General features: G+C 62.6%; 12 protein-coding genes. 5 read left to right on the forward strand and 7 right to left on the reverse strand.

What is annotated here, in order from left to right:
* Nucleotides 1-9: 9 nt before the first annotated feature.
* Complete coding sequence (locus AC07VH_RS09040; RefSeq protein WP_489630410.1) at nt 10-3135, reverse strand: sensor domain-containing protein; 3126 nt, start codon at nt 3133-3135, stop codon at nt 10-12.
* Nucleotides 3136-3395: 260 nt separating this feature from the next.
* Between AC07VH_RS09040 and AC07VH_RS09045 the strand changes: the two genes are divergently transcribed.
* Complete coding sequence (locus tag AC07VH_RS09045; RefSeq protein ID WP_034779265.1) at nt 3396-3902, forward strand: DUF1993 domain-containing protein; 507 nt, start codon at nt 3396-3398, stop codon at nt 3900-3902.
* A 104-nt stretch (nt 3903-4006) separates the two neighbouring features.
* On the opposite strand, the gene AC07VH_RS09050 is transcribed toward AC07VH_RS09045, so the two are convergent.
* Nucleotides 4007-4201: a DUF1289 domain-containing protein gene (locus AC07VH_RS09050; protein ID WP_034749680.1), complete on the reverse strand. Its 195-nt coding sequence runs from the start codon at nt 4199-4201 to the stop codon at nt 4007-4009.
* Nucleotides 4201-4773 (reverse strand): DUF1415 domain-containing protein, encoded by a 573-nt coding sequence (locus AC07VH_RS09055; protein WP_096238580.1) that lies wholly within the window; start codon nt 4771-4773, stop codon nt 4201-4203. Before AC07VH_RS09055 ends, AC07VH_RS09050 begins: the two co-directional genes overlap by 1 nt.
* 339 nt (nt 4774-5112) lie before the next feature.
* Here AC07VH_RS09055 and AC07VH_RS09060 point away from each other — a divergent pair, with 339 nt between their 5' ends.
* The 3 genes from AC07VH_RS09060 (at nt 5113) to AC07VH_RS09070 (ending at nt 9305) form a co-directional block, all read left to right on the forward strand.
* Nucleotides 5113-6525 (forward strand): transglycosylase SLT domain-containing protein, encoded by a 1413-nt coding sequence (locus tag AC07VH_RS09060; RefSeq protein ID WP_494787267.1) that lies wholly within the window; start codon nt 5113-5115, stop codon nt 6523-6525.
* 95 nt (nt 6526-6620) lie between these two features.
* Nucleotides 6621-7409: an enoyl-ACP reductase FabI gene (gene fabI / locus AC07VH_RS09065; RefSeq protein WP_070311433.1), complete on the forward strand. Its 789-nt coding sequence runs from the start codon at nt 6621-6623 to the stop codon at nt 7407-7409.
* Between the two features lie 489 nt (nt 7410-7898).
* On the forward strand, nt 7899-9305 hold the full coding sequence (locus AC07VH_RS09070) for a DEAD/DEAH box helicase (RefSeq protein WP_071322891.1): 1407 nt from the start codon (nt 7899-7901) through the stop codon (nt 9303-9305).
* Nucleotides 9306-9394: 89 nt separating this feature from the next.
* Here AC07VH_RS09070 and AC07VH_RS09075 read toward each other — a convergent pair whose 3' ends face one another.
* From AC07VH_RS09075 to AC07VH_RS09090, 4 genes are all read right to left on the reverse strand, one after another.
* The gene (locus AC07VH_RS09075; protein ID WP_086147498.1) at nt 9395-9853 is read right to left on the reverse strand and encodes an acyl-CoA thioesterase; all 459 of its coding nucleotides are present in this window, start codon (nt 9851-9853) and stop codon (nt 9395-9397) included.
* A gap of 88 nt (nt 9854-9941) precedes the next feature.
* A complete protein-coding gene (locus AC07VH_RS09080) occupies nt 9942-10310 on the reverse strand; it encodes a hypothetical protein (RefSeq protein ID WP_489630407.1) in 369 nt (122 codons plus the stop codon).
* A gap of 129 nt (nt 10311-10439) precedes the next feature.
* Nucleotides 10440-10577, reverse strand: coding sequence for a hypothetical protein (locus tag AC07VH_RS09085; protein WP_475415291.1), 138 nt, complete (start codon nt 10575-10577; stop codon nt 10440-10442).
* Between the two features lie 221 nt (nt 10578-10798).
* Nucleotides 10799-10972: a hypothetical protein gene (locus AC07VH_RS09090; protein ID WP_475415290.1), complete on the reverse strand. Its 174-nt coding sequence runs from the start codon at nt 10970-10972 to the stop codon at nt 10799-10801.
* Nucleotides 10973-11136: 164 nt separating this feature from the next.
* On the opposite strand from AC07VH_RS09090, the gene AC07VH_RS09095 reads away from it, so the two are divergent.
* Nucleotides 11137-12345: a nucleotide disphospho-sugar-binding domain-containing protein gene (locus tag AC07VH_RS09095; protein WP_494787268.1), complete on the forward strand. Its 1209-nt coding sequence runs from the start codon at nt 11137-11139 to the stop codon at nt 12343-12345.
* Nucleotides 12346-12395: the final 50 nt, after the last annotated feature.

Genomic DNA, 12395 nt, shown 5'->3' on the forward strand with positions numbered 1-12395 from the left:
GGCTATCCTTTATAGTGGTGAGTGATCGATCCAGCGCTCCAGCATATCCTGTGCCAGCACCGGACGGCTATAAAAATAACCTTGCGCCAGCTTGCAGCCATGGCGCAGCAGGAAGGCGGCCTGCTCTTCCGTCTCCACGCCTTCGGCGATCACGGACAATTGCATGCTCTTGCCCAGCTGGATGATGGCAATGGCGATCGCTTCGTCGTTGACGTCCGTCGAGATATCCTTGATGAAGGAGCGGTCGATCTTCAGGGTTTGCACGGGCAGCTGTTTCAGATACGCGAGCGAGGAATAGCCGGTGCCGAAATCGTCGATGGCCAGGCCCACGCCGATGGCGTGCAGATCGTTGATGAAGCCGAGGGCGTCGCCCGTGTTCATGATCACCGATTCCGTCACTTCCAGCTGCAGCCGCTGCGGCTCCAGTCCCGTTTCCTTCAAGATGTCGGCCACCATGCCGGCGATGCTGCCCCGCTCGAACTGCTTGACGGACAGGTTGACGGCCATCTTCGGCACATGCAAGCCCTGCGCCTGCCAGCGCATCATCTGGCGGCACGCTTCGTCGAGCACCCATTTGCCCAGCTGGTTGATGAAACCGCTGTCCTCGGCCAGCGGAATGAAGCGCGCGGGCGGCACCAGACCCAGTTCCGGGTGGTTCCAGCGCACCAGCGCCTCAACGCCGACCAGGCGGCCCGTGTCGATTTCCACCTGCGGCTGGTAATTGAGGAAGATTTCGTTCTTTTCGATCGAGCGGCGCAGGAAGGTTTCCAGGCGCAGGCGCTCGACGCCCTCGCCCGTCATCGACGGCGCATAGAAGCGGTAGCCGTTGCGCCCGCGCGCCTTGGCCTGGTACATGGCCACGTCGGCGTTGCGGATCAGCATGTTCAAGTCCAGCGCATCGTCCGGATACAGGCTGATACCCACGCTGCAGGTGACGAACAGTTCGTGGTCGGCCACCGTGAACGGCTGGTCGAACATGGTCATCAGCTTTTCCGCCACCTGCGTCGCGCCGTACTCGCCGTCGATACCCTCGAGCAGCACGATGAACTCGTCGCCGCCCAGGCGCGCCAGGGTATCGCCTTCGCGCAGGCGGGCCGCCAGCTGGCCGGCCACCTTTTGCAGCAATTCGTCGCCCACATGGTGGCCCAGGGTGTCGTTGACGTTCTTGAAGCGGTCCAGGTCGATGAACAGGACGGCCAGCTGCTCCTGGTCGCGCGCGGCGCGCAGCAACGCATGCTGCAGGCGGTCATGGAACAGCAGGCGGTTCGGCAGCGCCGTCAGCGGATCGTGGTGCGCCATGTGGTCGAGCTTTTCCTGCGACTGCTTGATCAGCGTGATGTCGCTGAATACGCCCACGTAATGCGTGGTGCCGGCGCGCGCGTCGCGCACGGCGCTGATGGTCAGCCACTCCAGATAGACTTCACCGTTCTTGCGCTGGTGCCAGATTTCGCCGCGCCAGAAACCGCTGGTCTTCAGCTCGTCCCACATGGCCTCGTAGAATGCCGCGTCGTGGCGCGCCGAGCGTGTCAGCGAAGAGTGCCGGCCCAGCGCCTCCGCTTCGCTGTAGCCCGTGATCTGCGTGAAGGCGGGATTGACGGTGACGATGATGCCGCTGGCATCGACCACCATCACGCCGTCGGCGATGTGTTCCAGCACGGTGGCCGACAGGCGCAGCTTTTCCTCCGCTTCCTTGCGCGCCGTGATGTCGGCATACACCCAGATGCTGCCTTCGTTGGGGCGCAGCGGATCGAGCGCGCAGCCGCTGACGAGCGCCCAGAACAGGCTGCCGTCGCGGCGCTTGTACTGGCGCTCCTCGCTGAAGTCGGCGCCCGTCGCCATGGCCGGATACTGGCGCTCGCCCGCCTCCTCGAAGTCATACGAGGTCATGAACACGATGGCGGTCGAATTGCCCGTCATCTCAGCATGGCCGTAGCCGAACAGTTCCTCGCAGCGGCGGTTGACGGAAATGATGCGGCGGTGGCGCACGAACATCACGCCGAACATCACGTTGTCGAGGATGGCGCTCTGCTCCGTGAGCAGCGCTTCGATGCGCATCTCGTGGTGCTTGCGCTGGCTGATGTCGGCAATGATGCCGTCGACCCAGATGACGCCCTGCTCGCCCGCCTGCGGCTGGCCATTCTCGGCCACCCAGCGCTCGATGCCGAAGGCGTCGACGATGCGGTATTCCAGCGCATACGGCCGCACGTCGGCCACCGCCTGGCGCACGGCGCGGCGGTGCTCGCGGCGGTCTTCCGGGCAGATCAGGTCGGCCCAGGCATGCGTGGTGCCGCGCATGAACTGGCGCGCCGAATAGCCGGAAATCTCTTCGATGGCATCGCTGACGAAATCGATGGGGCCGTCGGGCCGGTAGCGGAAGACGGCGCCCGGCACTTGCGTGACGATGGTGCGGAAACGCTCTTCGCGCTGGCCCACGTCCTCGAACAACTGGCCGATGGCCGCGCGCATTTGCTCGAGCTGGGCCGTCAGGCGTCCCAGCTCGTCATTGCTGTGCGAGACCAGGGGCGTGTCGAAATCGCCGTGCGACAGGCGGTCGGAAAAGCGCGTCAGGCGGCGCAGCGGTTTCAGCAGGCGGCGGTTCAGGAACAGCACGATCAGCGCCATCGACACGGCCAGCTGCGCGCCCAGCACGAAAATATAGGAGATCTGCTTTTCGCGCAGCTCCTGCTGGCTGCGCGCATCGTCCATCTCGACGACGACGTGGCCGATGCGTTCGCCGCGCACGAGGATGTCGCGTTCGGCGCGGTACAGATTGCCCACGGGCCGCTGCGGCGCCTGCAGGCGGATGAATTCCGTGTCGCCCTGCCCCAGCACCTTCACCAGCAGCACGGCGCGGTCGCGCATCACCGACTCGACCAGCGAATGGGCCGATTCCGCATTCATGTTCCACAGCGACTCCTGCATGCCCAGCGCCAGGATGTCGGCATTGCGCTGCAAGGCCTCGTTCAGGCTGGTGCGCGCCGACTGGCGCTCGTGCACGCCGACCAGCACATAGCTGCCGAAGATGGCGGGCACGACCAGGCCGCCAAACACCACCAGCAGCAGGGCGCCATAGATCGACGAGCCGTACAGCACGCGCAGGCTGGCGCGCAGGCGCTGATAAGGTGAATTAAACATGCGACAACAGGGCAACAGGGATCAGGCGGGCGATCATCGAACTTTACGGGGAATCTGGGTGATAAGGCGGGAAGAAACTTTTTCAGGAGCAATTATGCATGGAAAAAGCGGGAAAAGTCACCAATAAACACGCGCCAGCGGCTACCGCATGTCATATAGACAGGGTGGAAAAACCACAAGCAAGCCCGCGCGCCCGGCCAGCGCCAGCAGAAAAGCGCGCAGCTTGCTATCATCGCGCCACTTTACCTAGAGGAACCACCATGACCTTCTCCATCTACTCCGCATCGATCCCCGTCTTCAAACAGATCCTGGGCAGCCTGGCCGCCATCCTGGACAAGGCGGAAACGCACGCGCAAGACAAGAAAATCGACCCGAACGCCCTGCTGCAATTCCGTTTGTTCCCGGACATGCTGCCGTTCGTGCGCCAGATCCAGATCGCCACCGACTTCGCCAAGGGCTGCGGCGCGCGCCTGGCCGGCGTGGCCGTGCCGCCATATGAAGACAGCGAACAGAGCTTTGCGGAACTGAAGGCGCGCATCGTGAAAACCATCGCCTTCCTGGAAAGCCTGCCGCAAGCGGACATCGACGGCAGCGAAACGCGCGCCATCACCACCGGCAGCGGCGAAAAGACCAAGCATTTCACGGGCCAGACCTATCTGTTCCACTACGCGCTGCCGCACTTCTTCTTCCACGCGACGACGGCGTACGACATCCTGCGCCACAATGGCATCGAAGTCGGCAAGAAAGATTTTATCGGTAGTTATTGATCGTTAGCGTCAACAGTACCGGGGTCAGACCCTCAATGCCGCTCACACAAAAGTCATCGCCGGCATGTGAGGGGGTCTGACCCCAGCAGTTGCCTTTGGGTTAGCTAAGTATTCCTGCGCGGATACCCCTGCGCCAGGATGCGCACCCACACCACTTCCTTCTCTTCATCCGTCATCGACACCCAGTGGGCCACTTCCACCACGGTGCGGCCGCAGCCGCGGCAGATTTCATCGAAGGTCGTCGAGCACACGGCCACGCAGGGCGTGTCTGGACGCGGCGGCAATTCCTTGTCAGCCATCAGGATACCTTCGGCAAGCCGAGCTTTTCCCAGCCTTCGACGCCCAGCGCTTCCAGGGTGGCGATATTCTTGTCGAAGATTTCCGACGCTTCCGGGAACGCCTCGACGGCGCGCTCGATGCTGTCCTCGCGCAGCAGGTGCAGGGTCGGGTAGGGCGAACGGTTGGTGTAGTTGCTGATGTCGTCCTCGAACGTCTCGGCAAACTGGTAGTGCGGGTGGAAACTGGCCACCTGCAGTTCGCCGGCCAGGTGCATGTCTTCCACGGCCGCGTCGGCCACATCGAGGAATTCGTTGTAGTCGAGGAAATCGTTGAGGGTGTACGGGTGGATCAGCAGGGTCGTGTCGATCTGCTCGGGGTCCGTGTCGGCCAGGGTTTGCAGCTCGTCCATCAGCATCGCCAGCAGATCTTCCGGATTGCTCGATTCGCACACCACATAGCGGATCTGCTTCTTGACGTGCACGGCCTTGGCGAACGGGCACAGGTTCAGGCCGATCACGGCCTTTTCCAGCCAGGCGACGGTATTGGCGATGATGACGGCGTTGTCGTCGTCGTGGCGCGGCGGGGTGTTCATATACTTGACTCTCTATCAATAAGGCGGCCGGCAGCCGAATGGCCGGCCAAAGCCAAATTGTACGCACTCTTTGCGCAGTCTCATACCGGACGACGGCCAGGCTTGCGCCAGCCTCGTCGCCATGTATGCTATAACAGCGGCCGAATCGCGCATTGGGCAAATTAAATTTGTAATAATGACAGCATTTGCGAATGGAAACTCAGCCGCTTCCCACTTATTGCCGCTTATTTCCTGTCATCATGCTGACATAATTCTTGACTCCGGCATGTGGATATACGTACACTCGCAGCTTGATCATGGGTCTGTCCGATGTTTCTCCGACGACAACAATGGAACACTATGCACGAAAACTCCTTTAAATCTACCGTCCTGGCGGCGTTGGCCCTGGCGCTTGCGCCCGCCCTCAGCCAGGCGTACGAAGCCGGTGTTGAGAGCGATAACGCGCCAGTCGCCGCCGCCACGCCGGCCCTGATCCCGATGACCGCCCAGGTCACGGCGAAACTCCCCACCCTCGACAACCGCCTGCAAAAGACCGACCGTCTGCTGAAAAACCTCAGCGACAATTCCGATCCGCTGCGCGAAGCCGATGTCTGGGGCCGCATCCGCAGCGGCTATGCGATTCCCGACATTAACAACCAGCTGGTGGCCAACCACGTCAACTGGTACGCCACCCGCCCCGACTACATCGCCCGCACCACGGCGCGCGCCTCGCGCTACATCTTCCACGTGGTGCAGGAACTGGAAAAGCGCGGCATGCCGACGGAACTGGCCTTGCTGCCGTTCATCGAATCCGCCTTCAACCCGCAAGCGTTCTCCAGCGCCAACGCGGCCGGCATGTGGCAATTCGTGCCCGCCACGGGGCGCGATTTCAACCTCAAGCAAAACATGTTCAAGGACGAACGCCGCGGCGTGCTGGCCTCGACCGATGCGGCCCTGACGTATCTGCAGCGCCTGTATGACATGTTTGGCGACTGGCAACTGGCCCTGGCCGCCTACAACTGGGGCGAAGGCTCGGTGCAGCGCGCCATCAAGAAAAACCAGGCGCTGGGCAAACCGACCGACTTCGAAAGCCTGGCCGACCTGATGCCGGCCGAAACGCGCAACTACGTGCCGAAATTGCAAGCGGTCAAGAACATCATCGCCAATCCGGCCCAGTTCGGTCTGACCCTGCCCGTGGTCGACAACCAGCCCTATTTCACGGCCATCGACAAGACCAGCGACATCGACATCACCGTCGCCGCCCAGCTGGCCGAACTGTCGATGGATGAATTCAAGGCCCTGAATCCGCAATTCAACCGCCCCGTCATCATCGGCGGCGAAAAGACGAAGATTCTGTTGCCACAGGAAAACGCTGCCAAGTTCACCACCAACCTGGCGCAATGGGGCCATGCCTTGTCGAGCTGGACCACGCACAAGATCACGAATGCGCGCGAGCGCATCGAAACCCTGGCGTCGAAATTCGGCACCACGGCCGACGTGCTGCGCCAGGCCAACAACATTCCGCAGCGCACCAGCCTGCGCGCCGGCTCCACCATCCTCGTGCCGAAAACCTCGGCCACGATGAACAAGGACATCACCCAGGAAATCGCCGACAGCGCCACCATGCTGCTGGAAGCGGACCGTCCGGAACGGGCCGCCAAGGCACTGCGCCGCGCCGCCAAGGGCGGCAAGGCGCAAACGGCGCCAATTTCCTTGGTGAAACCGCGCATCCAGCGCGGCGGCGGCAACAGTCGCGCCAAGGCCCGCCACTGATCGCCTGATCTGTATAGAGCCACCTCGCCGGCCGCCACAGCTTTGCTGTCGCGGCCGGTTGCACATCCGCCCCACCACCCCAGACAGGAGTCGTCATGGCTTTCTTGCAAGGCAAAAAAATCCTCATCACGGGCTTGTTGTCGAACCGCTCCATCGCCTATGGCATCGCCAAGGCCTGCCACCGCGAAGGCGCCACCCTCGCCTTCACGTACGTGGGCGAACGCTTCAAGGAGCGCATCACGGAATTCGCGGCGGAATTCGGCAGCGAACTGGTGTTCGACTGCGACGTATCCAGCGATGAACAGATCAGCGCCGTCTTCCGCGACCTGGCGCAGCACTGGGAACATCTGGATGGTCTCGTGCATGCCATCGGCTTCGCGCCGCGCGAGGCGATCGCCGGCGACTTCCTCGACGGCCTGTCGCGCGACAGCTTCCGCATCGCGCACGACATTTCCGCCTACAGCTTTCCCGCCATGGCCAAGGCCGCCCTGCCCCTGCTGCATCCGGGCGCTTCGGTCCTGACCCTGACTTACCTGGGCGCCGTGCGCGCCGTGCCTTACTACAACACCATGGGCCTGGCCAAGGCCTCGCTGGAAGCGTCCGTGCGCTACCTGGCCGAGTCGCTGGGCCCGCGCGGCATCCGCGCCAACGGCATCTCGGCCGGCCCCATCAAGACCCTGGCCGCCTCCGGCATCAAGGATTTCAGCAAGCTGCTGGGCTTTGTGGCCGAGCACGCCCCGCTGCGCCGCAACGTCACCATCGAAGAGGTGGGCAACACGGCCGCCTTCCTGCTGTCCGACCTGGCTTCCGGCATCACGGGCGAGATTACCTACGTCGATGGCGGCTTTTCGCAAGTAATGGCCGTCAATCCGGAAGTAGAGTAATTGGCACCTGGTCGACGTGGCGCAAGCGGCCCGGCAAATCAACCTGGCCAGGGAAACGCGACAGGCGCCGCCGCTGCCCGCCGACATCGTGGCCATGCTCCATTAAACGGAAGAAAACTACGTATTCTTACTGATTTCACATAGGAAACATGATCAAAACGTGGTAGGACTGTCGTTTCTTCTCATTTAGGCCGTGCAAAACGGCGGCAAATACGGTATAGTGTCGTTGTGCGCTGCAATATGTTTCCTTGAAGCGATGGCAACACCGCAGTTACATGCACTACAAACTTAGCAGCTTCGCAAGCCTTAGCGCATCCACAGGATGCCGCTTAATAAAGCCCTCCCGCCTTGTGTGTCGCACCTGACACCGTCCCGGCGCAAAGCTTTTGTGCCGAAATTTCTTTCTAGTTGAGTCATTTCGTTTTGGTTGGCGTTGCTATTTTGCGTTCTGCTTTTTGCAAGAACGCTGATTTTCACGAAAGAAAAAGAATGACATTTGAATCCTTAGGCCTGCATCCGTCCATCCTCGCCGCTCTGACCGAATCGGGCTACACCGCGCCAACCGCGGTACAGTCGCAAGCGATTCCAGCCGCGATCGAAGGCCGTGACCTGCTGGTCTCGTCGCAGACCGGTTCGGGCAAGACGGCAGCTTTCATGCTGCCATCGCTGCACAAACTGGCCAGCGCCGAACAAAGCGCCGCCGGCAAGACGCCAAACCAGGAAATGCAAGCATCGCGCGCCCGCGGCGAGCGTCCACGTTTCAAGGCTGCCCAGCCAAAAATGCTGGTGCTGACGCCAACGCGCGAACTGGCCCTGCAAGTGACGACCAACACCGACAAGTACAGCACCGGCATCCGCCGCATCAAGGCTGTGTCGATCCTGGGCGGCATGCCTTACCCTAAACAAATGCAATTGCTGGCCAAGAATCCTGAGATCCTGGTCGCTACCCCTGGCCGTTTGATCGACCACATGGATTCGGGCAAGATCGACTTCTCGCAACTGGAAATCCTGGTGCTGGACGAAGCCGACCGCATGCTGGACATGGGTTTCATTGACGACATCGAAAAGATCGTCGAAGCGACGCCGGAAGGCCGTCAAACCATGCTGTTCTCGGCAACCTTGGATGGCGTGGTCGGCAACATGGCGCGCCGCATCACGAAAAACCCGCTGGTCATCCAGGTGGCAAGCTCGAGCAACAAGCATGAAAACATCACCCAGCGCGTCCACTTCGTCGACGACCTGTCGCACAAGAATCGCCTGCTGGACCACCTGCTGCGCGACGAAACCTTGGACCAGGCTGTTGTGTTCACCGCCACCAAGCGTGACGCCGACACCATCGCCGACCGTCTGAACATCGCCGGTTTCTCGGCTGCCGCCTTGCACGGCGACATGCATCAGGGCGCGCGCAACCGCACCCTGGACGGCATGCGCCGCGGCCAGGTCAAAGTGCTGGTCGCCACCGACGTTGCCGCCCGCGGTATCGACGTGCCAACGATCACCCACGTGTTCAACTACGATCTGCCGAAGTTCCCGGAAGACTACGTCCACCGCATCGGCCGTACCGGCCGCGCTGGCCGCAATGGCCTGGCCATCTCGCTGGTGAACCACGCTGAAGGCATGAACGTCAAGCGCATCGAACGCTTCACCAAGCAATTGATCCCGGTCAATGTCATCGAAGGTTTCGAGCCAAAGAAAACGGCATCGGCACCACGTTCGAGCGCCCGTCCAGGCGGCTGGAAACCAGGCGACAACCGTGGCGGCGCGAAGCCAGGCCAGCGCACGTTCAGCAAGCCAGGCGCACCGCGTAAAGACGGCGCTCCTAGCACCGGCGGCGGCTACAAGGGTTCGAACCCGCGCAGCACCGACGGCGCACGCCGCAGCTACGGCGACCGTTAATCACGGCGCCATGCCGCCAGCAGGCGGCAAGCAATAAGAAACGGCCACCAGATCACTCTGGCGGCCGTTTTTTTTATGCCCGCAACGCTTTATTTCTTCGACACCTTCTGGCGCGACAGCTTGCGCAGCTTGGCCTGCTCGAAGCGCAGCTGCTGCTCCGGCGTTTCCAGCGCCAGCGGCGGCACGGCCACGGGCTTGCGGTTGGCGTCCACGGCCACCATGGTGAAATAGCAGCTGTTGGCGTGGCGCACCAGGCGCTGCTGGATGTTTTCCGTCACCACGCGGATGCCCACTTCCATCGACGTCGTGCCCGTGTAATTGATCGAGGCCAGGAACGTCACCAGTTCGCCCACGTGGATAGGCTGCAGGAACATCACCTGGTCCACCGACAGGGTCACCACATAGCTGCCCGAATAGCGGCTGGCGCAGGCGTAGGCGACGCTGTCGAGGTATTTCAGGATGGTGCCGCCGTGCACGTTACCGGAAAAGTTGGCCATATCGGGCGTCATCAGGACCGTCATCGTCAGTTCGTGGGCCGACCAGTTCATCGCGCTGTCCAAAGTGTTCTCCAAAGGGGAAATAAAAGTGAGGGGGATGTGAAAACCGGCCCCAGGGGCCGGTTGCCGGGACAGGCTGTTACAGTCCCAGGTTGTCGATGTCGGCCAGCGATTCGCGGCCCTTGTCGGAAATATCGTGGCCCTCGCCTTCGGCGCGCGCCACGATGTGGGCTTTCTTGCCCAGGAAATAGGCCACGTCCGTATCCAGCTTGGTCAGCGGATCCGCGGCCACGGCGCGCAAGCCCATGATGCAGCGGCGCAGGAACAGCAGTTGCTGCGCCTTATCCGTGATGGACAGACGGCCGTCGCGTGCATAGCTGAGCAACTTCAGGCCCGACAGGCGCTTGGCATTGCGGGCAACGCAGGCGCTCGGGCGCTCGGTCTTGATGCCGCGTGCAACTTGCTCCAGCGCGTCATATTCATCGGTTGTTAATTTCTCGTTCTTCATTACTTTTCCATAAAAGGCCAGGTGTTCGGCCCCCATGGTACGCGCCCCGCTGCGCATCGGCAACAGGCAACGTGAATCTACCGCCGCCCGCCATGCGGCCAGGCGGCTGAAACACGGACGAGAAGACGCTTATTTGTAGCTGCGCAGCAGCAGCCAGGCCAGGCCGCAGCCGGCCACGGCGCCCGCCAGCGCCAGCGCGGCGAGGTTCTTGCTGGTGAGCACAGGGCGACGGCCCAGGTAGATTTTGTTATGCAAGGAATTGCCCATGATGGTCTCCTGTACAAGAATTTTTATGATGTCTCATTATAAGAACAGAATCGTGACGGCCGCATGACACTCGACAGTTCAAGCTTGATTTGTATCCACTCGGCAACATTTATTGAGATTTTTGTTGTTTAAATGGCGTGGCTATACCGCCGCGCAAGTGTTCCATTTCCGACTGGAAATAAACCACACGTCGGCAGCAGACGCGGCACGCAGCCTGCCGTTCAGCCCATCTTGACGGGCGGCGGCGGCGGCGTCGGTTCCTCGACCGGCACAGGGTCGATGTGCGGCGGCTGCTCCGGCGGCGGCGTGAGGGGATCGCCTTCCGGCGGTGGCGGCATATCGGGTTCGGGCGTGCTGTGCGCACGCAGCGGGGCATGACGGAATCGTGGCTGCATGGTGGCCTCCTTTTGTCCCACTGTAGCCGATGCGGCAAATGCCCGGCGCCCGCCTGTGGCATGCCTCGGGAACTAAACGGCGCGGCGCCGCTCCAATTGGAGAGCATCCCCTACGGTAGAGTTCAAGCGATCCCCACACGATGGCGCGCAAGAAAATCTTATTCATGGCCGAGGCAGTGACCCTGGCCCATGTTGGCCGCCCCCTGAGCCTGGCCCAGGGCCTGGACGAGGACGCCTATGAGGTGCATTTTGCCTGCGCCGACGGCTATGACTTTTGTTTCAAGCAAGTCCCTTTCCGGCGCTGGCGCATCGACAGCATTTCGTCGCTGCAATTCCTTCAAGCGCTGGCCCACGGCAAGCCCGTCTACACGGAAAGCACCCTGCACGCGTACGTGGAAGACGATTTGCGCCTGCTCAATGCCGTCCAGCCCGATCTCGTGATCGGCGACTTCCGCCTGTCGCTGTCCGTCAGCGCGCGCCTGCAGCGCATTCCCTACATTACCATCAGCAACGCCTACTGGAGTCCCTGGGTGCGCCAGCACTACACGGTGCCCAGCCTGCCCCTGACCGGCATGCTGCCCATCTGGCTGGCCGATCCCCTGTTCCGCCTGATCCGGCCGCTGGCCTTCGCCTCGCATGCCGTGCCCCTGAACCGCGTGCGCCGCCGCCATGGCTTGCCCTCGCTGGGCGGCGACCTGCGGCGCATCTACACGGATGCCGACCGCACCTTGTACGCGGATATTCCGCAACTGTTCCCGCCGCACGGCATGCCGTCCACGCACGACTACCTGGGCCCCGTCATCTGGGCGCCGCCGCTCGACTTGCCGCCCTGGTGGCAGCGCCCTGAACTGAGCAGCGGACGCCCGATCATCTATGTCACCCTCGGCAGCTCGGGCCAGGGGCAGCTGCTGCCGCGCGTGCTGCGCGCGCTGGCGCCCCTGCCCGTCACCGTGCTGGCGGCCACGGCCGGCACCATCCGCGTCGATGCCGTGCCGCCGAATGCCTATGTCGCCCCCTTTTTGCCGGGCGACGCGGCCGCCCGCCGCGCCAGCCTGGTGATCTGCAACGGCGGCAGCCCCACCAGCCAGCAGGCGCTGACGGCAGGCGTGCCCGTCATCGGCATCGCCGGCAACCTCGATCAATTCCTCAACATGCACGGCATCGCCGGCGCCGGCGCCGGCCTGCTGCTGCGCGCCGACCGCTTCCAGGAAACCACCCTGCGCCATGCCGCCACGCGCATGCTCGACGATGGCCGCGCCAGGCTGGCGGCGCGCCAGCTGGCCACGGCCATGCGCGACTATGTGCCAGGACAACGCCTGCTGTCCCACCTGCACGCCCTGCTGGGCTCCTTGCCGCAAGACGAGCAGCCTTGAGCGGCAGCGTCGGTTTTTCTTACAACGCGTCCGGCAACACCTGCACTGCG

This window comes from Janthinobacterium sp. GW821-FHT03C10 (genome assembly GCF_059420865.1).

Coding starts and splice junctions, on each gene's coding strand:
- AC07VH_RS09095 (WP_494787268.1), top strand. CDS start 11,137: ATGGCCGAGGCAGTGACCCTGGCCCATGTTGGCCGCCCCCTGAGCCTG.
- AC07VH_RS09055 (WP_096238580.1), bottom strand. CDS start 4,773: ATGAACACCCCGCCGCGCCACGACGACGACAACGCCGTCATCATCGCC.
- fabI (WP_070311433.1), top strand. CDS start 6,621: ATGGCTTTCTTGCAAGGCAAAAAAATCCTCATCACGGGCTTGTTGTCG.
- AC07VH_RS09050 (WP_034749680.1), bottom strand. CDS start 4,201: ATGGCTGACAAGGAATTGCCGCCGCGTCCAGACACGCCCTGCGTGGCC.
- AC07VH_RS09080 (WP_489630407.1), bottom strand. CDS start 10,310: ATGAAGAACGAGAAATTAACAACCGATGAATATGACGCGCTGGAGCAA.
- AC07VH_RS09045 (WP_034779265.1), top strand. CDS start 3,396: ATGACCTTCTCCATCTACTCCGCATCGATCCCCGTCTTCAAACAGATC.
- AC07VH_RS09070 (WP_071322891.1), top strand. CDS start 7,899: ATGACATTTGAATCCTTAGGCCTGCATCCGTCCATCCTCGCCGCTCTG.
- AC07VH_RS09060 (WP_494787267.1), top strand. CDS start 5,113: ATGCACGAAAACTCCTTTAAATCTACCGTCCTGGCGGCGTTGGCCCTG.
- AC07VH_RS09075 (WP_086147498.1), bottom strand. CDS start 9,853: ATGAACTGGTCGGCCCACGAACTGACGATGACGGTCCTGATGACGCCC.
- AC07VH_RS09090 (WP_475415290.1), bottom strand. CDS start 10,972: ATGCAGCCACGATTCCGTCATGCCCCGCTGCGTGCGCACAGCACGCCC.
- AC07VH_RS09040 (WP_489630410.1), bottom strand. CDS start 3,135: ATGTTTAATTCACCTTATCAGCGCCTGCGCGCCAGCCTGCGCGTGCTG.
- AC07VH_RS09085 (WP_475415291.1), bottom strand. CDS start 10,577: ATGGGCAATTCCTTGCATAACAAAATCTACCTGGGCCGTCGCCCTGTG.